Genomic DNA, 24,495 nt, shown 5'->3' on the forward strand with positions numbered 1-24,495 from the left:
GCTCTGCGTCCGCGAACACCAGCCACCGGGTACCGCTTGCGGTCTCGGTGCTTGCCTCGGCATCAGCCAACGGCTTGGTGGGCCAGCCCACCCGGTAGTGGCAGGAGTCAACCGCATCGTCGGAGTCGCCCGACACCGAGGGCTCGCTGGACCCAGCGGCGTCCTTGTCCGGGGTTGATGCCGATCGGCTGGCGACTGCTGGGGTGTCGATCCAGTGGTGGGTGTGGTGCCAGGGTGTGGTGGGGATTTGGGGGTGTGGTTCGGGGGGGTGGGGGGTTTGGGGTGGGGCGGTGCGCACGGTGTTGAGGTTGGTGCGAAAGACGATGGTGTCGTCGCTGTCGCGTTGCAGGGTCCCCAAGCAGGTGTATTTGCTTCCGGGCTGCACGGCGTGCAGGGTTTCCAGGATCGCTTGGGTCAACAGCGGGTGTGCGCTGATTTCGATGAAGTTGTGCTTGTCGGTTGCCGCTGCGGTGATGGCTTGTTGGAAGTGCACTGGGTTGCGCATGTTGATGGCCCAGTGCTCGGCGTCGAAGGTCGGGCCGGATTCGCGGGCGGCGCCCAGGTCCGCGTAGGTGGTGGAGATGATCGGGATTGTTGGGGTCCGCGGCGCCAGATCCGCTAGTTCCGAACGCATCTGGGGTTGCAGCGCATCCATGGCCGGGTTGTGTGGGGCCACTTCGATGTTGACTCGGGTGGCGAAACGGTCTCGGGCGCGTACGACGGTGATCAACTCGTCGATCTGGTCGGTGGGCCCGGAGATCACGGTCTGGCGCGGCGAGTTGTAGATGCCCAGCGTGACCTGTGGGTAGTCGGCGATCAGCGCCTCGGTCTGGGACACATCGAGCTCCAGGAGGGCCATGGTGCCTTGTCCGGACAGTGGGGCCATCAGCCGCGAGCGCACGGCGGTCACCCGCAATCCTTCGGCGGGGGTCAGTGCTCCGGCGACCACGGCGGCGGCGACCTCGCCCATGGAGTGGCCGATGACCAGGTCGGGCTGGATTCCGTAGGAGCGCCACAGCTCGGTGAGGGTGAGCTGCATGCCGATCAGGCCTAGCTGGATCTGTTCGATCCCGACTAGTTCTGTTCCGTTGGCCAGGACGTCGTGCAGGGAGAACCCGGCTTCGGCCACGAATACCGGTTCCAGTTCGGCGACGGCTGCGGCGAAGGCGGGTTCGTCGGCCAGCAGTTGGCGGCCCATTCCGGCCCACTGCGATCCGCGGCCGGAGTAGACGAACACGGTGCCCGGCTCGGGCGGGGCGTCGGCTGGGTTGACCACGCCGGGGGCGTGTTGGCTGGCGGCCAGCGCGCGTAGTCCGGCCACCGCTTGGGCGCGTTCCCGGGCGACCACGGTGCCGAACCTGGCCTGCCGGGAACGGTGATGGTTGAGCGTGTGGGCCACATCGGCCAGCGCCACCTCGGCGCCCGGGCCCTCCATCCAATCGGCCAGCATCCCGGCCGTCGCAGCCACCCGCGCCGGCGTCTTACCCGCCACCACCAGCGTCGACAGCGCCGGGGTCAAGCCCGCCTCGGGCGAGGAAGCCGCTTGTTGACCCTGCTCGATCACCACGTGGGCGTTGGTGCCGCCGAATCCGAATGACGACACGCCGGCCCGCCGCGGATGACCCGTGTCCGGCCAATCAGTCAGTTCGTCAACGACCTTCATCCGCAGGTCGGCGAAGGCAATGTGTGGGTTGGGGCTCTCGAAACGCTGGTTGGGCGGAATCTGGCCATGCTGCACCGCCAGCACCGCCTTGATGAAACCGGCGATTCCGGCCGCTGCCTCGGTGTGGCCGAGGTTGGTCTTGACGGCGCCGATGAGCAGCGGAGATTCCTCGGGACGACCGCGGCCCAGCACCGAGCCCAGGGCGCGCGCCTCGATCGGGTCGCCCAGCAATGTTCCGGTCCCGTGCGCTTCGACGTAGTCGACCTCGCTGGGCTGCATCCCCGCGTTCGTGTAGGCCGCACGGAGCACGGCCTGCTGCGCGGCCGGGTTGGGAGCCATCAGACCGTTGGAGCGACCGTCCTGGTTGATCGCCGAACCGCAGATCACTGCGAGCACTCGATCGCCGTCTTGCTGCGCGTCGGTCAACCGCTTGAGCACCACCACCCCGGCACCTTCACCACGGACGAAACCGTCGGCGGCCGCGTCGAAGGCGCGGCAGTTGCCGGTTGGCGACAATGCGCCGACCTGATCGAATCCGCGAAACACCGCCGGAGACAACAGCAAATTCACCCCGGCGGCGATCGCCAGGTTCGAGTCCTGCATTCGAAGGCTCTGGCAGGCGAGATGAATCGCCACCAACGACGACGAGCAAGCGGTGTCAACTGCCACCGAAGGGCCACGCAGGTCAAGGAAGTAGGAGAGGCGGTTGGCGATGATGCTCATCGCGCCGCCGGTGTTGCTCCAGCCATCGACTTGAGTGAGGTCGGTGGAAGCGATGGCGCCGTATTCACTCAGACATGAGCCGGCGAACACCCCGGTTTGCGAACGGCGCAGCGAGCTCGGCGGAATTCCCGCGTGCTCCAACGCTTCCCACGCCACCTCCAGTAGCAGGCGTTGCTGCGGGTCCATCTTGTCGGCCTCGCTGGCGGAGATCTCGAAGAAATCCGCGTCGAAGGCATCGATGTCGGACAGGTACGAGCCCCACCGGGTGGTGCGGGCCAGCAGCGCTTTTACCGCGGGCGATCCGTCGTCGAATTGCGCCCACCGTTCGTCGGGAACCCGACCGATCGAGGACTTGCGATCACAGAGGAACTGCCACAACGCTTCCGGTCCGGATATCCCGCCCGGAAACCGGCACCCCATGCCGACAACGGCGATGGGCTCCTCGAGTGAGCCGCGCACGGTGCGGCTCACTGCGGCTTCGGCCCCCGTGCTGGGCTCGGGCGCGGTTAGGTATGCGGCCAGGTCATTGATGGTCGGATGTTCCCAGAAGTCGATCGGGGAGACGGTCCTGCCCAGCAACTCGGTCAACTCGCCCGACAGCACAACGGCGTCACGGGAACTCACGCCGAGGTCAGCCAGCGAAAGGTTGGGGTCGACCTCATCGGGTGGGCAGCCGATGTTGGTGACCAGGTAATCGACGAGCCAGTGGCGGAGGTCGGCTTCTCCACCGATGCTCGGTGTCATACCGTCACGTCCAGCCGATTGAATCCGTCGCTGCGATAGCGTTCGACGCAGGCCGCACGCCGGATCTTTCCGCTGGTGGTGATCGGGATCGAGCCGGGCGGTACCAGCACGACGTCGGCCACCCGCAGACTGTGTGACTTCGAGATCGCCGAGGTGATCTCGCGCTTCACCGAGCGGAGCTTGACCATGGCTTCCTCCGCGGAAGCCCCCCGCCTCTTCAGCTCGATGATCGCCACCAGTTGCTCGGTGATGTTGTCCGGCACGGCAATGGCCGCCACGCGCCCGCCGGTGATCTCCTGGATCGTCGCTTCGATGTCGTCGGGGTAGTGGTTGCGGCCGTCCACGATCACGAGGTCCTTGATCCGGCCCATGATGAACAGTTCGCCATTGGACATGACGCCCAAGTCTCCGGTGCGCAGCCACGGCCCCTCAGGTGTTCCGGGCGCGGGATTGACGATCCGTGCGTTGAACGTGCGCTCGCTCTGCTCGGGCTTCTGCCAGTACCCCATGGCCACGTGCTCGCCATTCGCCCAGATCTCACCGACCGTCCCCGATGGGTTCTCGATCATGGTCTCGGGGTTGACGATTCGCACGGCCGACGGGTCGGGCGACCCGTAGCTGATGAGTTCAGTGCCGACCGATCCGTCAGCCCGGCACGGCCTGGCGTGGCCGGCGGTCAGGGACTCGTAGTCGAACCGGACCGTCCTGGGGGTGGTGCCGGGTTCCGGTGCGGCCACGTAGAGGGTTGCCTCGGCGAGGCCGTAGGACGGTCGCACCGCAGCTGGGCTGAGGTTGAAGGGAGCGAAACGCTCGGTGAACCGCTTGATCGTTGCCACGTGAATGCGCTCACTGCCGCTGACGATCCCGAGCACGTCACCCAGGTCGAGTCCGGCCAAGTCCTCGTCGGTCGTCCTGCGCACCGCCAATTCGAAGGCAAAGTTCGGTGCCGCGGAAAAGCATTTGGGATGGCTGGCCAGCAACTGCATCCAACGGGCCGGCCGGCGCAGGAACGACATCGGGCTTAACAAGACGGCGGTGCAACCGGTCACCAATGGGGCGCAAATTCCGAGGATGAGACCCATGTCGTGAAACAGCGGCAGCCATGACACCAAGGTGGTGTCCGCCGGCATCTTGTCGGGACCGCCGAAATACCCGTACAGGCTCTGCGTCACGTTCGCGATGACATTCTCGTGCGAGACGATGACGCCGGCCGGGGTGCGGGTCGACCCAGACGTGTACTGCAGATACGCGGACCCGGAGGAGGGCTGCGGGAGAGCTTGCAGCGGGCGCGGGGTGTCCAGGTCGAGCAGGTCGACCTCGATGACCGACGGAGCGGGCTGTCCGTCTTGTGAGCAGGCGTATTTTGTGACGTCACCTACCACAGCCGAGGTTGTGAGAATGGCGACCGGTTGGGAATCCAGCAGTACCGCGGATACACGTTCGTCGTGAACGCCGTACTGCGGTGTTGAAAGTGGGACCCCGATAAAGCCGGCCTGTAGTGCGCCGAGGAACGCGACAACGTATTCCAGCCCCTGCGGTGCCAAAATCGCTACTCGGTCACCCGGGACGCCATACATTGTGAGTTCGTCAGCAACGACGCAGGCACGCGCATAAACCTGCGACCAGGTCAACGTCTCGGCAAAGCCGTTGGGATCTAAGTCGTAGTCCAGAAAAGTAAAGGCAGTCTCGTTGGGCCGCTGGTCGGCCTGCTCCTTCAGCAAAGAGGGGATGGAACGGTCGGTCACCGGCATCGAACTACACTCCCATTCGGCTGTCTGCTCAATTATGTGTTGCGGAAGCTGTGAACCCGCTTGCGATCGCACAGCGAGACTTCTCAGCGCTGTCTAACCGCGCTGGTCCGCATTGACCAGGCCGCTCTGTTGCTGCCGCAGTTTTGCACCTCGCAAAGCACGCCTGCGTGGCACCAGCAGTCGGCCCTAGACTAAACCCAGTTCCCCGAATAACGAATCCCTAGCTGTAGGGTATGCGCCTTCGGAGACAGGTGCGGGCGGTATTCGGAAAATCTGGTCGCTGCTTGCGACGCCCGCAGGTCGCACTATCTAGTATCCCAGCGCTTTGATCAGCATTGAGCGCTAATTTCATGCCCCCCGGGGGAAGCGGTCGTACGTTCTGTGAAATTTGAGGCATGTGTGACCAATGTCTAGTTGCGTGAGATATGAGGTTTCGACTGCTAGGACCAGGATGCCAGCGGTTTTGGGACTGGCGTCCAGTTGTGACAAAGGTAACATCGGCGAAACCTCCGTCGCGGGTGATCCATGGCACATTGGCCCAGGCTAGGTGGCATGCGGGGGTGAAACCGGGTGGGCTTGCGGCGGCCCGGCGGCCCTCCGCCGGCGTGCAGCGAACCGGGATGCCGGAGCGTGGTAAGCCGCCCGTCAGCCGGCGTCGTGGGCCCAGGTTTCGCCCTAGCTAAATTTGGTCAAACTGCTGCAGCGTTCCGATCTCTATGTCGCTTACCAGCTCTGGCAAATTTTTGTTCAGGTAAAAATGGTCGCCGGGAAACTCGCGGAGCGAAAAGTCTCCGGTGGTGCGCTCGCGCCACGGTTCCATGTCTTCTCGGGTGGCAATCCAATCTTTGCTCCCGATAAATGTGTAGATTGGGCACGATAATTTGTTTTCCGGTGGGCAGCTATAACCGGCGATGGCTCGAACTGCCCTCAATGTCGGCAGGACTCCCACTCGAAATTCTTCATCGTTGAAGAATTCTGGATCGGTTCCAGTTGCCCGGGCGACGAGGTCGAGCATCTCGTTATCCGAGTAGCCCTTCAGTTGCTTGTACTTGATGTGGCCCGGCGCCGAGCAGGCCGACAGAAACAGGGCAAGTACCCGATATCCCGCCGCCTCGAATCGCAGTGCCACTTCGAACGCCAGCATTCCGCCCATGCTGTGACCGAAAAGCGCGACCGGAGTGTCAATCCGAGCCGCTGGCTTCATGATCGCGAAGATTTCCTCGGCGAGGCCGGGGATGCTTTCCAGTGGCGGCAGGCCGTACCCGTCCTGCTGGCCGGGGTATTGGACGGCTACCCGCTTCACTTCGCCGGAAAATTCCTTAGCAAATGGAACGTAATCCTTCGCCGTTCCACCGGCATGTGGGAAAATGTATAGCGTAGGTGCAGTTAGCTTTTCGTCGCTTTTACTGTTACTTGAGCGCCCGTTCACGGGGTCACCATACCTTGGTTTACAAACCGCTTGTATCGGCGTTCTTCCTCGTCGTGGTGGCTAGACGACTCACTGGCGCGGTGCCGCGCGGGCCCGGCGATGACCGCTTCGGCGGCCACACCCGCCGGCCCGGGCCGCCGCTGGGCGTGGCCGTGTGCTGCAGGAACCGCCGTATCGCGGGTCGCCGAGACCGCGTTGAAATCTGGAAATAGACCCGACACACCGGTGCCGAACCATCGTCACAGGGATAACACCGGGCACACTGGTAACAACAGCAGTGCCAGTGATACCAGGAGGGTATGGCCGTGTACCGAGTCTTTGAAGCGCTCGACGAATTGGGCGCAATCGTCGAAGAAGCCCGCGGCGTGCCGATGACGGCCGGATGCGTTGTGCCCCGTGGCGACGTGCTCGAGCTGCTCGACGACATCAAAGACGCGATTCCGGGTGAACTTGACGACGCCCAGGATGTGCTCGACGCGCGCGACTCAATGCTGCAGGAGGCCAAGGCGCATGCCGACTCGATGGTGTCCTCGGCGACCACCGAGTCGGAATCGATGCTCAACCACGCCCGTGCGGAGGCTGACCGGATTCTCTCCGATGCGAAAGCTCAGGCCGATCGGATGGTTGGTGAGGCGCGCCAGCACAGCGAACGAATGGTAGGGGAAGCGCGCGAGGAGGCCATTCGTATCGCGGCCGCGGCCAAGCGCGAATACGAAGCGAGCATGAGTCGGGCCAAGTCGGAATGCGATCGGCTCATCGAAAGCGGCAATATCTCGTACGAGAACGCCGTGCAGGAGGGCATCAAAGAACAGCAACGCCTGGTTTCGCAGAACGAGGTGGTCCAGGCGGCAAATGCGGAAGCCACCCGGCTGGTCGATACCGCCCACGCCGAGTCCGACCGGCTGCGTGGTGAATGCGATGTCTATGTGGACACGAAACTTGCCGAGTTCGAGGAAATGCTCAACGGCACGCTCCGTTCTGTCGGGCGGGGACGCCACCAGCTACGCACCGCGGCCGGCACGCACGACTACGCCACGCGCTAGTCGCGAGCGGCCGCCGGGAGGCCGGGCAAACCGGATGGCGCCAGACCGCGGGCTCGCGCCGTAGGATTTCGTCTATGGCAAGGCAGCGTAGCCAGACAAAATCGGGACATGTAAGTAGCCCCTTGACGGTCGACATTGCCCGACTCGGGCGCCGCCCCGGGTCGATGGTCACCGTGCGCACCACTGTGGACAGCCCCTCACGCATCGGGCTGGACCTGATCGCGATCGACAAGGGTGCGCCGGTGGAGCTCGACCTGAGGGTGGAGTCGGTATCGGAGGGAGTGCTGGTGACAGGGACCGTCGCCGCGGACACCGTCGGTGAGTGCTCGCGCTGCCTTACTCCCGTCACCGGCAGCGTGCAGGTGCACCTGACCGAGCTATTCGCCTATCCCGACAGCACCACCGAGGCGACCACGGAGGAAGGCGAGGTCAGCCGCGTCGTCGACGAGAGGATCGACCTCGAGCAACCGATCATCGACGCCGTCGGTCTGGAACTGCCGTTGTCGCCGGTGTGCCGGCCCGATTGCTCGGGACTGTGCCCACAGTGCGGTGTCGCCTTGGATGCCGAGCCCGGTCATCACCATGACCAAATCGATCCGAGGTGGTCCAAGCTGGCCGACATGTTCACCCCCGACGGCCCCGAGGCGACGGGGCGGGGTGAGCGGTGAGCGTGTCACGGCAAGCGCTGCTCGACGCGGTGGGCGTCGAGCTGCCTGAGGAACTTGTCACGCTGGCGTTGACGCATCGCAGCTACGCCTATGAGAACGGCGGGTTGCCGACCAACGAGAGGCTGGAGTTTCTGGGCGACGCGGTGCTGGGGCTGACGATCACCGACGAGCTCTTCCACCGGCATCCGGAACGCTCGGAAGGCGACCTGGCCAAACTGCGGGCCAGCGTGGTCAACACTCAGGCGCTGGCCGATGTGGCGCGCCACCTGTCCGAACACGGTCTGGGGGCCCACATGCTGTTGGGGCGGGGTGAGGCCAACACCGGTGGTGCCGATAAATCCAGCATCCTGGCCGACGGCATGGAATCGCTGCTGGGCGCGATATACCTGCACCACGGAATGGAGGTGGCGCGCGAGGCGATCCTGCGCATCTTCGGTCCGTTGCTCGACGCGGCACCCACGCTGGGCGCCGGATTGGATTGGAAGACCAGCCTGCAGGAATTGACCGCCTCGCGCAGTCTGGGCGCCCCGTCTTACGCGGTGACATCCACCGGCCCGGATCATCACAAGGAGTTCACCGCGGTGGTCGTGGTGAACAACACCGAATACGGATCGGGAGTCGGGCGTTCGAAGAAGGAAGCCGAGCAGAAGGCGGCGGCCGCCGCCTACCAGGCACTCGAAGGTCTGGAAGTCCTCGACGGCGCCATGCCCGGCAACTCGTCGGCCTAGATGCCTGAGCTGCCCGAAGTCGAGGTGGTGCGGCGCGGCCTGCAGGACCACGTGGTGGGCAGGACGATGACCGCGGTGCGGGTCCACCACCCCCGTGCGGTGCGCCGCCACGAAGCAGGGCCGGCCGACTTGACGGCGCGGCTGCTCGGCGCGCGCATCACCGGAACCGATCGGCGCGGCAAGTACCTGTGGTTGACGCTGGACTCTGGGTCGCCCACGACCGGGCGCGATGATCCGGACACCGCGCTGGTGGTGCACCTGGGTATGAGCGGGCAGATGTTGCTGGGGGGTGTTCCACGCGCCGAGCACGTGCGGATCTCCGCCGTGCTCGATGACGGGACGGTGCTGAGCTTTGCCGACCAACGGACCTTCGGCGGGTGGCTGCTTGCCGACCTGGTGAGCGTCGACGGCAGCGTGGTACCGGCGCCGGTCGCGCACCTGGCGCGTGACCCGCTTGACCCGCTATTCGACGCCGACTCCGTCATTAAAGTGTTGCGGGGCAAGCACTCTGAGATCAAACGCCAACTCCTCGACCAGCAGGTGGTGTCGGGAATCGGCAACATCTACGCCGATGAGGCGCTGTGGCGGGCCAAGGTGCACGGCGCCCGGGTGGCCGCCACGCTGACCCGTCGGCAACTGGGCGCGGTTTTGGATGCTGCCGCCGATGTGATGCGTGCGGCGCTGGCCAAGGGCGGGACCTCGTTTGATTCGCTGTATGTGAACGTCAACGGTCAGTCGGGCTACTTCGACCGATCGCTGGACGCGTACGGCCGCGAAGGAGAAAACTGCCGGCGCTGTGGTGCGGTGATGCGTCGGGAAAAGTTCATGAACCGCTCGTCGTCCTACTGCCCGAGATGTCAGCCGCGGCCCCGCCGGTAGCCGGAGTCGAGTTCGTGGGGGTGAGGTGGCGCCGTCCCGGGGCGGTAGTGGTGTCCGGAGCCGGCACCGCAATTTAGTAGAAAGAAGCCATGACGCAACTGTGGGTCGAACGCACCGGCGCCCGCCGCTATACCGGACACAGCTCGCGGGGTGCGCAGGTACTCATCGGCTCTGAGGACGTCGACGGGGTGTTCACCCCGGGCGAGTTGATGAAGATTGCGCTTGCCGCGTGCAGCGGTATGTCCAGTGACCGGCCGCTGGCTCGTCGTCTCGGCGACGACTACCAAGCCGTGGTCAGGGTTTCCGGTGCCGCCGACCGCGATCAGGAACGCTATCCGCTGTTGGAGGAGACCCTGGAGCTGGACCTGTCGGGTTTGTCCGAAGACGAGAAAGAGCGCGTGCGCGTGGTTGTCGACCGGGCTATCGACCTGGTCTGCACCGTGGGCCGCACGCTGAAGTCGGGCACCGTGGTCAACTTCGAGGTCGCCGATGTCGCGCCCGTGTCACAGCCGGATGTGCGGCTGACCGCATGGGTGCACGGTCACGTCCAGGGGGTCGGTTTTCGCTGGTGGACCCGCTGCCGGGCGCTGGAGCTGGGCCTGACCGGTTACGCCGCCAATCACGCTGACGGCCGGGTGATGGTGGTCGCCCAGGGGCCGCGTGACTCGGGTGTTCAGCTGCTGCGGTTGCTCGAGGGTGATACCACTCCTGGCCGGGTGGACAAGGTCGTCGCGGACTGGTCGCAACCGGTTGAACCGATCAGTGGGTTCAGCGAGCGATAGCCCGGGCGGCGAGATGCGCCGCGAGTGAGGGTGCGCGGGTCCGCCAGCTTGCGGGGGACCGGCTGGGGCGAATGCGCTGCTGGGTAGTCTGGCTGGTCGTGTACCTCAAGAGTCTGACGCTGAAGGGCTTCAAATCCTTCGCTGCGCCGACGACTCTGCGCTTCGAGCCGGGCATCACGGCCGTGGTCGGGCCCAACGGATCCGGCAAGTCCAATGTGGTGGATGCCCTGGCCTGGGTGATGGGGGAGCAGGGCGCCAAGACCCTGCGTGGCGGAAAGATGGAAGACGTCATTTTCGCCGGTACGTCGTCGCGGGCACCGCTGGGGCGCGCCGAAGTCACGGTCACGATCGACAATTCCGACAACGCCCTGCCGATCGAGTACACCGAGGTGTCGATCACCAGGCGCATGTTCCGCGATGGCGCCAGCGAGTACGAAATCAACGGCAGCAGTTGCCGGTTGATGGATGTCCAGGAACTGCTGAGCGACTCCGGCATCGGCCGTGAGATGCATGTGATCGTCGGTCAGGGCAAGCTGGACGAGATCCTGCAGTCGCGACCGGAGGACCGCCGCGCATTCATCGAAGAAGCCGCGGGTGTGCTCAAACATCGCAAGCGCAAGGAAAAAGCCTTGCGCAAACTCGACGCGATGTCGGCCAACCTGGCCCGGCTCACCGACCTGACCACCGAACTGCGTCGCCAGCTCAAGCCGCTGGGCCGACAGGCCGAGGTGGCCCGCCGTGCCCAGACCATTCAGGCCGATCTGCGCGATGCGCGGCTGCGGCTGGCCGCCGACGATGTGGTGAGCAGGCGCGCCGAGCGCGAAGCCATTTTCGAAGCCGAGGCGACGATGCGTCGCGAGCACGACGAGGCCGCTGCCCGCCTGACCGTGGCGGCCGAAGAGTTGGCCGCCCACGAGGCGGCGCTGGCCGAGCTCACGTCCAGGGCGGAGTCGGTTCAGCACACCTGGTTCGGGTTGTCGGCATTGGCCGAACGAGTGGGCACCACGGTGCGCATCGCCAACGAGCGTGCTCAGCATCTCGACGTCGAGCCGGTGACCAACAGCGACACCGACCCGGACGCGTTGGAAGCAGAGGCCGAGCAGGTCGCGATCGCCGAACAGCAGCTGCTGGTCGAGCTGGCCGAAGCCCGCGACCGGCTGGATGCCGCGCGCGCGGAGTTGGCCGACCGTGAGCATCGCGCCGCCGAGGCCGACCGCGCGCACTTGGCGGCGGTCCGCGCCGAGGCCGACCGCCGTGAGGGGCTGGCGCGGCTGGCCGGACAGGTGGAAACCATGCGGGCGCGCGTCGAATCGATCGACGACAGCGTTGCGCGGCTCTCCGAGCGCATCGAACATGCCGCCGCCCGGGCCCAGCAGACCCGCGCGGAGTTCGAGACCGTGCAGGCCCGCGTCGGCGAATTGGATCAGGGCGAGGTCGGTCTGGACGAGCAGCACGAACGCACGGTCGCGGCACTGCGGCTGGCCGAGCAGCGGCTCGCCGAACTGCAGGTCGCCGAACGTGACGCCGAGCGACAGGTGGCGTCGCTGCGGGCCCGCATCGAGGCGCTGTCGGTGGGTCTGGACCGCAAGGACGGCGCGGCGTGGCTGGCCCGCAATCACAGCGATGCCGGGCTTTTCGGGTCGGTTGCCCAGCTGGTCAAGGTGCGTTCGGGTTACGAGGCGGCAGTTGCCGCAGTGCTCGGGTCGGCGGCCGAGGCACTGGCCGCCGACAGTTTCGGGGCAGCCCGCAGCGCGGTCACCGCGCTCAAGCAAGCCGACGGCGGCCGCGCCGCGCTGGTGCTGGGTGATTGGCCGGGTGCCCACGACCACCGGCCGGCCGGTGGCCTGCCGTCCGGGGCGCTGTGGGCGCTGGATTTGATCGAGGTGCCGTCGCGGTTACGACCAGCGATGACGGCGATGCTCTCGGGCGTTGTCGTGGTCAACGATTTGTCCGAAGCGCTGGATCTGGTGCAGGCCCAACCGCAACTGCGTGCGGTCACCCTCGACGGTGATCTGGTGGGTGCCGGCTGGGTGAGCGGCGGTTCGGACCGCAAACCCAGCACGCTGGAGATCACTTCGGAGATCGACAAGGCCCGTAGCGAGCTGGCCGCCGCGGAGGTGCGGGTGGCCGAACTCGGCGCGGCGCTCTCGGGTGCGTTGACCGATCAGACCGCCCGCCAGGATGCGGCCGAACAGGCCTTGGCGGCGCTCAACGAATCCGACACCGCCATTTCGGCGATGTATGAGCAACTAGGCCGCATCGGACAGGATGCGCGTGGGTCCGAGGAAGAGTGGACCAGGCTGCTGCGACAGCGTGAGGAATTAGAGGTTGGGCGAACGCAGACCCTCGAAGAGGTTCTCGAGCTGGAGAGCCGGCTGCGCAACGCTCAAGAGTCCCAGCACGTCCAGGCTGCCGAACCGGTCGACCGCCAGCAGATAGCGGCCGCTGCCGAGAGCGCGCGCGCCATTGAAGTGGAGGCCAGGCTGACCGTGCGGACCGCCGAGGAGCGTGCCAACGCGTTGCGCGGGCGGGCTGACTCGCTGCGCCGGGCGGCCGCGGCGGAACGTGAAGCCCGGGTGCGCGCCGAACTTGCGCGGGCGGTTCGATTGCGCTCGGCGGCGGTGGCCGCGGCCGTCGCAGAATCCGGGCGGCTGTTGGCGTGGCGGTTGAACCGGGTGGTCGATGCGGCGTCGCAGCTTCGTGACGAGTTGGCGGCCGAACGGCAGCAGCGTTCAGCGGCGATGTCGGCGGTTCGTGAAGAAACCAACTCGCTGAGCGCGCGAGTGGCCATACTGACTGATTCGCTGCACCGTGACGAGGTGGCAAATGCCCAGGCGGCGTTGCGAATTGAGCAAGTCGAACAGATGGTGCTAGAGCAGTTCGGGATGGCGCCATCAGATCTGGTCGCCGAGTACGGCCCAGATGTTGCGCTGCCGCCCACCGAGCTGGAGATGGCCGAATTCGAACAGGCCCGCGAACGTGGCGAACAGGTCGTCGCGCCGGCCCCGATGCCTTTTGATCGCGCCACCCAGCAGCGCCGCGCCAAACGCGCCGAGCGTGAACTGACGGAGCTGGGCAGGGTCAACCCGCTAGCCCTGGAAGAATTTGCTGCGCTAGAGGAGCGCTATAACTTCCTGTCCACCCAGCTCGAGGACGTCAAAGCGGCCCGCAAGGATTTGCTGGATGTGGTTGCCGACGTCGATGCCCGCATTCTGCAGGTGTTCAGCGACGCCTTCGTTGACGTGGAACGTGAGTTCCGGACCGTTTTCAGTTCGTTGTTCCCGGGTGGTGAGGGCCGGTTGCGGCTCACTGCGCCCGAGGACATGCTCACCACCGGCATCGAGGTGGAGGCCCGCCCGCCCGGCAAGAAGGTCTCCCGGCTGTCGTTGCTCTCCGGTGGTGAGAAGGCGCTGACCGCGGTGGCGATGCTGGTGGCGATCTTCCGGGCCCGTCCGTCGCCGTTCTACATCATGGACGAGGTGGAGGCGGCCCTCGATGACACGAACCTGCGCCGGTTGATCGGCCTGTTCGAGATGCTGCGGGACCGATCGCAGCTCATCATCATCACGCACCAGAAGCCGACAATGGAAGTCGCCGATGCGCTCTATGGGGTCACCATGCAGGGCGATGGCATTACCGCGGTGATCTCGCAGCGGATCCGCGGTCAGCAGGTGGGTGCGGGTTCCGCTTAGGGCGCCGGTGGCACCGAACGGCGGCTGCGGCCCATCCCGTCCGTAGGTGGGGCAGGCCAACGGGTAGAACGGTTTTCCGATGGCCCCAACGGAGCGTTCGAAACCGTGATCGCGACCGCAGCCAACACCCCCAGACTTATCTGATTGATACCAACTGGTCCACCGAGTCTGCGGGAAGTTCGCCGTCCACCACCGCGGTGACCTCCATCCTCGTTAGGGTGATCGCGCCATCGTGGTTGTCGAGGAACGCGGTGTCAGCTGCATCGCGTCCGGTGGCGATTCGCACCAGGGACTGCCGCGGAGCGAGCAGTGTTCCGTCAACCACTCGCCATATGCCGTCGACGTAGGCCTCAGCAACGGCATGAAAGTCCATCGGATACAGACCGGGTGCATAGACCGATACGACGCGGGCCGGCACGTTGACCGCGCGCAGCAGCGCGACCACCAGGTGCGCGAAGTCGCGGCACACTCCGGCGCCGGCGAGCAGGGTGTCCACCGCTCCGTCGATCGGATCGCTGGAACCTGGGACGTAGTCGAGCCGGGTGCCCACCCACGAGGAGACCATTTCCAACAGCGATGTGGTGTTGGCGTAGTTGCCGAATTCGGTTGCAGCGAAGCCGTAGAACTTGTCGGCCTCGGCGTACCTGCTGGGCCGCAGGTACATCGACAAGTCGTATTCGGTCACCGGTGCTGGATCGGTCCTGCCCACGATCGTTGCGGCGTAGGCAACTCTCAGGGTGCCCGCCTGGATATCGATCTTGTGGATACGGTTGCCGTGCATTCCGCTGATTTCCTGGGGGTGAACGGCGTTTCCGTCGAGCAAAAACGACAATGACTCGAACACCTCGGCGTTCGGGTGCGGTGCAATGGCAATCTGGAACTCTAATGTCGTCGGCCCTGTGACCTCGACGTCTAACTCTGCGCCCACCTGTCGTTTCATGTCGAAGACCGCCCAGCCGGCGAGTTCTCAGCGATCAGAACCGTCTTCGGAATCATCGAGCCCCTTTCCGCCATCGCCCACGTAACGCGATCCGGTTTCCGGTGTAGCGCATGCGGAATCCCACATTGACTGTGCCGCAGATAATGCCGTTTTGATTGCGGTGCCGGCCAACGTATGGGCGACCTGGCCCTGGCCGAATTCGCCGCACCGCCCGGTTGCGAGGCCAACGTATCGATGTCGGCATGGCTACCGGTGACCAGCGCTTCAGCGATGGGAGTCATGATGCCTTTCGCCTCTGGTATCCGGTGTCCGGCGGACCGCGTCGCGGCCCTCAGCCTCCAACTCGCGCGGGCTTTCTGAATGCGAGCCAGCGTTGCTGGGCATCGGTTGCCAACGTGCGCCGCTGTCGCGCACCGACGCTTATCCCGAGAAGTGTGTCCACCGTGGCGGTGCTATTCGGTGCTGCGGCGTTCGTCACCGCGGCGTGCGCATTGCTTGGATCGCAACAGTGCGGCACCACCAATAGGGCGATAGCCTCACGGTTGATTCCGCGTACTTCGATGGTGTTGGGCGGATGCGGCCGGTGGCAGTCGAGCTGTACGGTTCGATCGCCGGTGATGAGTTTCGTCGGTGTTCTTCCCCATTCGCTGTGGTTGTAGACCACACGGGCGATAGCGCCGAGACGGACTGTGAGCGCCGCCAACAGATCTGGCAGTTCTGCTGTCAGATCATCGCTGTGCGGCCACCATGCTCCGTCGACGTAGCCGCTCCGGGGTTCCTGGGGCTTCAGGCGCAACCGCAAGGTGGGTACCGGCGTGCTGCGGTTTCGGGCATTTCCAGGCGCCGGCTGCCGCGTCATGGCGACGCTCCTAACTGGGCAGCGAGACTGACCGGATTCTCGGGTCGACAACCACACGGTGTGGCTCATTCACGTGTACCAGATGCCACCGATACAAGCCACTCTACGCCGATCCGTGATCGGCTGTTCGGAGCGGCAACGAGCACCCAACAGGGTTTGAACTTCTCTGAACTGCAATAGGTTTAGGTGTGTTGGGCGCTGCACCACCGACGTCGCGACTACGGGTCGCGACGTCGGTGTCGGCCCACCGTTGGTATACCAGTCGGCTGTCGCGACTGGTTTCGGTGAACCTCGCATTGCGTCGACGGCGTTCGGTTACCCATCGGGTGTCGGCGGCCCTGCTGGCCGCGCGCTCCACTGCTGCCAGCAGGCGCATGATTACCAAGTGCGGCGCCATCACGCACACCGTGGCTGTGCAGGTTCATGACCCGGGTGAGCGAGCGAAACGCAAAAATGTGTGCTGACAATCATTGTCACACCTCGTCCTATATCAGAATTCCAGTACACGCCTGTTGCGGCGGCATGTCAACGCAGTAGCGCGCGGGATTGCCACCGTAGAAATGTCAAGTAAGCAAACAATTTCGACCGTATTCGAGATCAGGACCCAAGGGTGCCGACACGTCGGAAGTGGCTTCCCGGAGGCCCGAACAGGCAGTCATGCTCGTTCGGTGGTAGGACCATCGGTTGAGCTGATCGAGTGACCAGTGCAGCGGAGCGGTTGGTGATTTCCATTCTCGCGCTTTCGACTTCAATGTCCAGATCTCGGCGTCGGTAGCTGTCGGTTGGCGAATCGCGGTCGTGCCGCTTCGGGCCGCGGTGCTGAGCTCCCAGCATGCCCTGCCGAAGCTCAGGAGCGCCGGGCACGTGCCCGGCGTACGGCTTCATCGAGAATCTGTTGGGCCACCTCAGCCATCTTGCGGTGTTCAGCTTGGCTGATCTCCCGCAGCTGTGTGAGCGCCTCCTCGGCGCTACATCCGGTCCGCCCCCGGACCAGGCCGATCGCTTGATCGATCACTGGGCGTGTCAAGAGCGCTGTCTGCAGTTGGGCGGTAAGGGCCTTCGCCTGCGTGAGGACCCGGGCGTTGTGTACCGCTACCGCCGCGGGCGCTGCGAACATTTTCCCGAGTTCGGCTGCGCGCTCATCGAAGACGTCTTTGCCGTGTGCATAAACACTGATCGCCCCGATCACCTGTCCAGCCACTAGCAGCGGCAGCGACAGTGCACTGTGCACCCCCAAGCGCCCCACCCGAGGGCCGAACCGTGGCCACATCTTCTCCCCGCCCAATGATCCCGACCGCACGGTGCGTCCTTCGTTTGCCGTGGTGATGCCGGGCCCCTCCTTGACGGTCACGTACTGGATCTTGTCGATATCGGCGACGAATGGGGCGCTAGCCGCCAATGCCTCGACAATGTTGTCCACTCGGTCGACCCGCAACAGGGCCACCCCGGCGCCCTCGGCGCCGGGAATCGCGCGGACCGCGTACGTCGCAACCTGCGCCAGTAAGTCAGCCAATCCCAGACTGTCGGCGACCAGCCCTGCCAGCGCGCCGATCCCGGCCTGCAGATCGGCGATATCGGTGTTGTCCTCCGCTGAGGTCAACGTCTGGTCCCGCGCGCCGCCGCTGTGCCGACTGTGAACTCCGCCATATACCCCTGCCTGTGCTGGGCATCCCGTCGAAGGCCAGTATCCGCGAAGGCCCCGGCGACGTCATCCACGGCGTGGCCTCTGCGAGGTGGGCCTCACCCGGCAACGATCCTTGGATATGGGCTCCGATTGCACCGTTAGCCGGAAATTTGATGTGGCTCAGCAGATTATCAACGCGCACCGGGAGGTGCGAGGTGGGTGTAGCATCGGTGGCAGCTGAGAAATAGCTGGTCCGGGATGAGTTCGGCTGTCCGCTGCGGAACTCCAGGAGTACTGGCTCCGACACCCGGCACTCCGGTGATCGTTTGGTCCGGACTTGCCATGACTGCCTCATCTGTAGACCCATTGGCCTACTCGCCTGCAGCAGATTGGTCTTGCACCGTGCCGGTGCAACCCCTGCACGACGACAACCGAGTTTGCGAGGGCACGACTCTCGGGCAAGGCCGGTGGTGTTGGGGCTGAAGTCGGTGATTCACATGACCCCTTGATTCCGCTCAACGAGGTCGAACCCAACAGGTAGGTAGCGACAGTGCAATACGCCTGTGCCGCCAGAATTGACGGGCCGGAATTAGGCAGGCGATGTTGGCTGCTGCCGGAGTTGAATTCCCTCTCCCTTCCCCTCGCACAACATCGAAACTAGAAACTAGGTAAACACCATGATCATTCTGGGAATCATCCTTCTCGTTGTCGGATTCCTTTTGAAAATCTCGATCCTGTGGACCGTCGGAATCGTTGTCCTGCTGATCGGCGTAGTACTCACCGTCATGGGATCAATGGGACACGCGGTCGGCGGACGGCGCACCTACTACTGATTTGCCGACCCGGCTGACCGTGAAGACAGCAGTACGGCGGCAGCGTACGTGCGGCATTGTTGTCCGTTGTTAGCAACGAACACCACCAATTCACGCGCCCACCAATCCAGGGATTCGAGATGGCTACTAGCACCGACGTTGCAATCGCCCCGTTAGTGATTGGTGACCTGTGCCACACAGGCCGGCGGCGACGCCAAGACAGCGCACGCGGTCGGCTCAATAGCCCAGACGCCGTACTCCACGGCCCCGCACCGGCCACGGCGAAAAGATTCGCCAGGTGATGCACCGACATCAGCACCAGCCGCTCTACCGACGACATGTTCTCAACTGCGTGTCGAGTTGATTGGAGGACATATGCCCGCCAAGGAGACAGCGTTGTGTTTGTCCATACTCTCCCTGGGCAACGTCCCTTCCCGGCCGTTGGGAGATGGCACCCTGCGTTTAGAGATTCTTCGACTGAAGTCAGAGGTGGTCGTCATCAGCGCATGCGGCGACATCGACGCGTCCGACGTCGGCGCTGTGGTCCGGTGCACGCTGGGGCAAGTAGCGGGCTGTCGAGGGCTGATACTCGATCTGCGTTGGGTGGATTTCTTTGGGGCCGGGGGTTTCTTGGCTTTGCACAAGATTTCTGCCAACTGCGCCCGCGCTCGGATAGGCTGGGCACTCCTACTCAGCGCAGCCGTCTCACGGGTGCTGTCGGTCTGCGACCCACAAGCCAGCCTGCCCGCAGTCAGCACCCTCGACGCTTCGCTGGCCGAACGACTAACCCGATCCGAATGTCCATTTGTACGGGTGACCAGCGTCGATTCCGCAACCTGCCGGCCTGGACCAGTACAACCCCGGTGCTCTGGGCGGCCCCGCGCCCGGTACTGGGCAACACACGTCTCGCATCGCGACCCGCAAACCGGCGAGGCAATCGCGGTACCGGTAAGTGGCACAACCACAACCGATTTTCAACGAGAATCATCGGCCGTCGGACCTGAGCTCCCAGTTGGGGACGGGATTGGAATGAAGAAGGACAAGGCAACCCAATGTGAGCAGAACCTGTGCGGCCGCCGGCGGAGGTCCACAACGGCGACGCCAGCGACACACGCCGAGCGTCCATTGACGCTGTCGCCGAGCGCATGTGCCAGCTGTCGGCCGACTGACCTGTTCTCGATCCAGACCAGACTCGATGATGGCAATGCCGAGGAATAGGGGCCCGATGACGCAGCAGGCTAGACGGTTTCCCGTCCGGCAATTGGCGGGACGCCTGCCTCCGGTAGGAATGCCGGGAAAGTCTCCATGAGGCAACAAGTCCAAACCCGGCAAATCAACCACCAAGAACGACCCTGAACCCGATGGTGTCACGCCCAAGCCCTGGTAACACGTCCGCCGGCCGGCGAGTAGGGTGCGGCGCCGTCTGGCCTGAACATTGGTAGACATCTATGGCAATAACGCAAGTCGCGGAATTCGCACACCTGAGCGATGCCGACCTCGAGGCTCTCGGAGCCGACTTGGCGGCCATCCGCCGGGACATCGAGGATGAGCGCGGCGAAAAGGACAGGGCGTACATACTGCGGACCATCGCGTTTCAGCGATTGCTCGACATAGCCGCGCGCATCACCATTGCCGTCAGCCGCAGCAGGTTCGGTTGGTTGCTGGGCGTCACCGCGCTCGCCGCGGCCAAGAGCATCGAGAATATGGAGCTCGGCCATAACATCGGCCATGGTCAATGGGATTGGATGAATGATCCCGAAATTCATTCCAGCACCTGGGAGTGGGATATGGCGGGTGTCTCGTCCCAATGGCGGTATTCCCACAACTATCGCCACCATGTGTTCACCAACGTTGTTGGTGTGGACGACGACCTCGGTTTTGGCGTTCTGCGAGTCACCCGTGACCAGAAGTGGCGCCCGAGTCATTTGTACCAACCTTTGCGAAACGTACTATTGGCAATAATGTTCGAGTGGGGCATTGCGGCGCACGGCCTGCACTCAGAACATGAGCGCGCGGCAACTGACGCCGAGAAATCCGCCCATACCCGTGCGCTGATTCGCAAGATGGCTCGGCAAGCCGGCAAGGACTACTTGTTCTTCCCCACTCTCAGTCTTCGACGTTGGCGCCGAGCCCTGACGGGGAACATCGCCGCGAACCTGCTACGCAATTTGTGGGCCTACATCGTGATCGCGTGCGGGCACTTTCCGGACGGAGCGGAGAAGTTCACCCCTGCCGCGCTGGAGGGCGAAACGAAACCCGAATGGTATCTGCGGCAGATGCTGGGTACTGCGAACTTTCGCGCTGGCCCGGTGCTGGCGTTCCTCAGCGGAAACCTCTGCTACCAGATCGAACACCACCTTTTCCCGGATCTGCCGAGCAACCGCTACGCGCAGATAGCACAACGGGTTCGGGTGGTATGCGCCACCTACGATCTTCCGTATACGACCGGACCGCTTGCCCGCCAGTACCTGCTCACCTTCCGCACCATCTCCAAGCTGGCGCTTCCGGACCGTTTCCTCATTGCCACGTGTGACGACGCCCCTGAGACTGCCTCGGAGATCAAGTTCCGCCACGTCACCGCACCCATGGTGTCGGGTAGGAGCGACAGCGACGCCCGGCGTCGTGGACTGGTCTCTGCGACACGTCAGGGCCAGGTTCGCCAGCGATCGAGACACCACGCACGCCGCGACGTCGCAGGATAGTGACCGGTGCAGTCTTGTGCGAATGGCCAAGACCGCTCGCGATCAATTCGTGCGGACCCGCGATGCTCGGCCCACGACGACAAGCACTGATTCGCCCTCTAGACGCCATAATGCGTATTCCGCTTGGTGGGGCCTGTCGGCACGAATACCCCGACCTGGAAGGATGTCAGTGTGTCGGAAGGTTTCTGGATCGCCATCGCGGTCGTCGCCGCCCTAGTCCTCATCGGCGCGCTGGTCGTCGGCTTGTTACGGTACCGACGCCGGCAGATCAAGCTGTTGGCCGCGCCAAAATCCGACACTATCGATCGTTCGGGCGGCTACACGGCATCTTCCGGTATCGCTTTCAGTCAGACTCCAACGACAACCGAACCGGTCGATCGGATAGACACCAGCGGTCTGCCCGCGGTGGGGGACGATGCGACCGTCCCGCGCGATGCACCGAAACGCACCGTCTCCGAGGTGCATCTTCCAGACGTCGAGTTCGAACCCGAGACCTCGGCCTCGGTTGCCGTGGAACCGGGGCCGCCGCTGGCACCTGAAGCACCCGAGGCGCCCGAAGTGTCTGAAGCGCCTGAGGTTGCCGAAGTTGAGGCCATCGAGCCGCCGGAAGGCCGCTTGGAGCGCCTGCGCGGACGCCTCGCCAAGTCACAGAACGCGCTCGGGCGCAGCGTGCTGGGTCTGATCGGTGGCGGTGACCTGGACGAGGACTCCTGGCAGGACGTCGAAGACACCCTGTTGGTCGCCGACCTCGGGCCGGTTGTCACCGAGGCGGTGGTGTCACAGTTGCGCAGCCGGCTGGCCAGCGGCAATGTCCGTAGCGAGGATGACGCCCGGGCGGTGTTTCGTGATGTCCTGATCAAGGCGCTGCAACCCGACATGGATCGTTCGATCCGCGCGTTGCCGCATCCGGACCATCCGTCGGTGCTGCTGGTGGTCGGCGTGAACGGAACCGGCAAAACCACCACGGTCGGCAAGCTGGCGCGGGTGCTGGTGGCCGATGGCCGGCGCGTGGTGCTGGGTGCGGCAGACACCTTCCGGGCGGCGGCGGCGGTCCAGCTGCAGACATGGGCGGCCCGGGTGGGCGCGGAGGTGGTCAGCGGGGCCGAGGGCGCCGATCCGGCATCGGTGGCCTTCGATGCCGTCGACAAGGGGGTCGCCGCGGGCGCCGACGTCGTCCTCATCGATACCGCCGGTCGGCTGCACACCAAGGTCGGCCTGATGGATGAGCTGGGCAAAGTGAAGCGTGTGGTGACCCGGCGCGCGGCCGTCGACGAGGTGTTGCTGGTGCTCGACGCCACCATCGGGCAGAACGGGCTGGCTCAGGCCAAGGTCTTTGCCGAGGTCGTCGACATCACCGGGGTGGTGCTGACAAAACTGGACGGAACAGCCAAGGGCGGCATTGTCTTTCGTGTTCAACAGGAACTCGGCGTGCCGGTGAAGCTGGTTGGGCTCGGCGAAGGCCCCGACGACCTGGCGCCGTTCGAACCCGCCGCGTTTGTCGACGCCCTGCTCGGCTGAAAGCTACTCCACAGCAAGTTTTACGTTAATCCTGATGAAACACGTCGGCACCATTGCTGCAACAACTACTGCGCATGGTTCTGGATCAGGTCACCAGTCAACAAATCTGGGGCCCTCCCAACGCTGACTGGAGGTGATAACGAGTGAGTGACTTCCCGATAATGGGTGTGCCCGACACCGGCGACACCGCCTGGATGCTGGCGAGTTCGGCGCTCGTGCTGCTGATGACGCCGGGGCTGGCGTTCTTCTATGGCGGCATGGTGCGCGCCAAGAGCGTGCTGAACATGATCATGATGAGCATCAGCGCGATGGGCGTTGTGACCGTGCTGTGGGTGCTCTACGGCTACTCGGTCGCTTTCGGCAACGACATGGGCGGCGTCGCCGGAAACCCGACCGAATACCTGGGGTTGAAGGGGCTGATCGGGGGCAATGGGGCGCCCGCGGATCCCGCCACGCAGACCGCGGCGGTGGACATCCCGCTGGCCGGTTCGCTGCCCATGACGGTGTTTGTGGCATTCCAGCTGATGTTCGCCATCATCACGGTCGCACTGATCTCGGGGGCGGTGGCTGACCGGCTCAAGTTCGGCGCCTGGTTGCTGTTCGCCGGACTGTGGGCGACCTTCGTCTACTTCCCGGTCGCGCACTGGGTCTTCTCGTTCGACGGCGTCACCGCTGCCACCGGCGGCTGGATCGCCAACAAGCTGCACGCGATCGACTTCGCGGGGGGAACCGCGGTCCACATCAACGCCGGTGTGGCCGGCTTGGTGCTGGCGCTGGTGCTGGGCAAGCGGCGCGGTTGGCCCACGACACTGTTCCGGCCGCACAACCTGCCATTCGTGATGCTCGGGGCGGGGCTGCTGTGGTTCGGCTGGTACGGGTTCAACGCCGGTTCGGCGACCAGCTCCAACGGCACCGCGGCCACGACGTTCGTCACCACCACCGTCGCTACGGCCGCGGCGATGCTCGCCTGGCTGCTCACCGAGCGAATCCGGGACGGCAAGGCGACCACGCTGGGTGCCGCCTCGGGCATTGTCGCCGGGTTGGTTGCCATCACCCCGTCGTGCTCTTCGGTCAACGTGCTGGGCGCGCTGGTGGTCGGCGCGGTAGCCGGGGTGCTGTGTGCGCTGGCGGTCGGATTGAAGTTCAGACTTGGATTCGACGACTCGCTCGACGTGGTCGGCGTGCACCTGGTCGGTGGTCTGGCCGGCACCTTGCTGGTGGGCCTGATGGCCGCCCCGGAGAGCCCGGCCATCAACGGAGTCGAGGGTGTCTCCAAGGGCCTGTTCTACGGCGGCGGCTTCGATCAGCTGGTACGACAAGCTGTCGGAGCCTCTAGCGTTCTCATCTATTCTGGTGTAGTCACGCTCATCCTTGCTTTGATCCTGAAGTACACCATCGGGTTGCGTCTGGGTCCGGAGCAGGAGTCCGCGGGCATCGACGAGGCTGAGCACGCCGAGAACGGCTACGACTTCGCGGTCGCTAGCGGTTCGGTTCTACCTCGTCCCGGCATCGTCGCGGATTCGCGTAACGGCCTAGAGGAGCGAGTAGGCGAGAAAGTGGAGGCGGAGCCGAAATGAAGCTGATCACAGCGATCGTAAAGCCGTTCACCCTCGACGACGTCAAGACCAGCCTCGAAGAAGCTGGAGTCTTGGGAATGACGGTCAGCGAGATCCAGGGCTATGGGCGGCAAAAGGGGCACACCGAGGTCTACCGGGGCGCCGAATATTCGGTGGACTTCGTGCCCAAGGTCCGAATCGAGGTCGTGGTCGACGACTCCATCGTGGACAAGGTCGTGGACAGCATCGTCCGGGCCGCGCGCACGGGAAAGATCGGCGACGGCAAGGTGTGGGTCAGCCCCGTGGACACCATCGTGCGAGTACGCACGGGTGAACGCGGACCTGACGCGCTGTGAGAATAGCCGCGCATTGCGCAACGAAT

Annotated in this window: 16 protein-coding genes and 2 pseudogenes; 12 read left to right on the forward strand and 6 right to left on the reverse strand. The window is 64.6% G+C overall.

Features of this window, described 5'->3' with window-relative positions; translation table 11 throughout:
• Positions 1-21 precede the first annotated feature (21 nt).
• The 3 genes and pseudogenes from CCUG20998_RS29255 to CCUG20998_RS08465 all read right to left on the reverse strand — a co-directional run.
• Positions 22-3,130 (reverse strand): annotated as a pseudogene (locus tag CCUG20998_RS29255) (type I polyketide synthase); the annotation flags it as partial.
• A complete protein-coding gene (gene fadD26 / locus CCUG20998_RS08460; protein ID WP_036455385.1) occupies positions 3,127-4,881 on the reverse strand; it encodes a long-chain-fatty-acid--AMP ligase FAAL26/FadD26 in 1,755 nt (584 codons plus the stop codon). The pseudogene CCUG20998_RS29255 and the gene fadD26, both read right to left, overlap by 4 nt.
• A gap of 679 nt (positions 4,882-5,560) precedes the next feature.
• Positions 5,561-6,346 carry a thioesterase II family protein gene (locus CCUG20998_RS08465; RefSeq protein WP_036426411.1) on the reverse strand — a complete coding sequence of 262 codons (786 nt, stop codon included), beginning with the start codon at positions 6,344-6,346 and terminating at the stop codon, positions 5,561-5,563.
• Positions 6,347-6,615: 269 nt separating this feature from the next.
• On the opposite strand from CCUG20998_RS08465, the gene sepIVA reads away from it, so the two are divergent.
• The 7 genes and pseudogenes from sepIVA (at position 6,616) to smc (ending at position 14,102) form a co-directional block, all read left to right on the forward strand.
• On the forward strand, positions 6,616-7,353 hold the full coding sequence (sepIVA, locus tag CCUG20998_RS08475) for a cell division protein SepIVA (protein ID WP_015355171.1): 738 nt from the start codon (positions 6,616-6,618) through the stop codon (positions 7,351-7,353).
• A 74-nt stretch (positions 7,354-7,427) separates the two neighbouring features.
• Positions 7,428-8,021 (forward strand): YceD family protein, encoded by a 594-nt coding sequence (locus CCUG20998_RS08480; RefSeq protein WP_050674498.1) that lies wholly within the window; start codon positions 7,428-7,430, stop codon positions 8,019-8,021.
• Positions 8,018-8,749 (forward strand): ribonuclease III, encoded by a 732-nt coding sequence (rnc, locus tag CCUG20998_RS08485; protein ID WP_020728233.1) that lies wholly within the window; start codon positions 8,018-8,020, stop codon positions 8,747-8,749. Before CCUG20998_RS08480 ends, rnc begins: the two co-directional genes overlap by 4 nt.
• Positions 8,750-9,628, forward strand: coding sequence for a DNA-formamidopyrimidine glycosylase (mutM, locus tag CCUG20998_RS08490; RefSeq protein ID WP_020728234.1), 879 nt, complete (start codon positions 8,750-8,752; stop codon positions 9,626-9,628).
• An 89-nt stretch (positions 9,629-9,717) separates the two neighbouring features.
• Positions 9,718-10,122, forward strand: a pseudogene (locus CCUG20998_RS28360) (OsmC family protein); the annotation flags it as partial.
• A 6-nt stretch (positions 10,123-10,128) separates the two neighbouring features.
• Positions 10,129-10,410 (forward strand): acylphosphatase, encoded by a 282-nt coding sequence (locus CCUG20998_RS28365; protein WP_231389693.1) that lies wholly within the window; start codon positions 10,129-10,131, stop codon positions 10,408-10,410.
• Between the two features lie 98 nt (positions 10,411-10,508).
• A complete protein-coding gene (gene smc, locus CCUG20998_RS08500; RefSeq protein ID WP_036455781.1) occupies positions 10,509-14,102 on the forward strand; it encodes a chromosome segregation protein SMC in 3,594 nt (1,197 codons plus the stop codon).
• Positions 14,103-14,238: 136 nt separating this feature from the next.
• On the opposite strand, the gene CCUG20998_RS08505 is transcribed toward smc, so the two are convergent.
• From CCUG20998_RS08505 to CCUG20998_RS08520, 3 genes are all read right to left on the reverse strand, one after another.
• Positions 14,239-15,042, reverse strand: coding sequence for a transglutaminase-like domain-containing protein (locus tag CCUG20998_RS08505; protein ID WP_020728237.1), 804 nt, complete (start codon positions 15,040-15,042; stop codon positions 14,239-14,241).
• Between the two features lie 331 nt (positions 15,043-15,373).
• Positions 15,374-15,901, reverse strand: coding sequence for a DUF5994 family protein (locus tag CCUG20998_RS08515; protein WP_050674499.1), 528 nt, complete (start codon positions 15,899-15,901; stop codon positions 15,374-15,376).
• A gap of 847 nt (positions 15,902-16,748) precedes the next feature.
• Positions 16,749-17,501 (reverse strand): GAF and ANTAR domain-containing protein, encoded by a 753-nt coding sequence (locus CCUG20998_RS08520; protein WP_020728241.1) that lies wholly within the window; start codon positions 17,499-17,501, stop codon positions 16,749-16,751.
• 701 nt (positions 17,502-18,202) lie between these two features.
• Between CCUG20998_RS08520 and CCUG20998_RS27820 the strand changes: the two genes are divergently transcribed.
• From CCUG20998_RS27820 to glnB, 5 genes are all read left to right on the forward strand, one after another.
• Entirely contained in the window at positions 18,203-18,358 is a 156-nt protein-coding gene (locus CCUG20998_RS27820) for a DUF6131 family protein (protein WP_020728242.1), read from the forward strand.
• 1,427 nt (positions 18,359-19,785) lie between these two features.
• The gene (locus CCUG20998_RS08525) at positions 19,786-21,039 is read left to right on the forward strand and encodes a fatty acid desaturase family protein (RefSeq protein WP_038579230.1); all 1,254 of its coding nucleotides are present in this window, start codon (positions 19,786-19,788) and stop codon (positions 21,037-21,039) included.
• A gap of 171 nt (positions 21,040-21,210) precedes the next feature.
• Positions 21,211-22,557: a signal recognition particle-docking protein FtsY gene (gene ftsY, locus CCUG20998_RS08530; RefSeq protein ID WP_020728245.1), complete on the forward strand. Its 1,347-nt coding sequence runs from the start codon at positions 21,211-21,213 to the stop codon at positions 22,555-22,557.
• Between the two features lie 143 nt (positions 22,558-22,700).
• Positions 22,701-24,134 (forward strand): ammonium transporter, encoded by a 1,434-nt coding sequence (locus CCUG20998_RS08535; protein WP_020728246.1) that lies wholly within the window; start codon positions 22,701-22,703, stop codon positions 24,132-24,134.
• Positions 24,131-24,469, forward strand: coding sequence for a nitrogen regulatory protein P-II (glnB, locus tag CCUG20998_RS08540; RefSeq protein WP_012393592.1), 339 nt, complete (start codon positions 24,131-24,133; stop codon positions 24,467-24,469). The genes CCUG20998_RS08535 and glnB overlap by 4 nt, the downstream gene beginning before the upstream one ends.
• The last annotated feature ends 26 nt before the right edge of the window (positions 24,470-24,495 follow it).

This window comes from Mycobacterium marinum, from assembly GCF_003391395.1.
Lineage (GTDB): Bacteria > Actinomycetota > Actinomycetes > Mycobacteriales > Mycobacteriaceae > Mycobacterium > Mycobacterium marinum.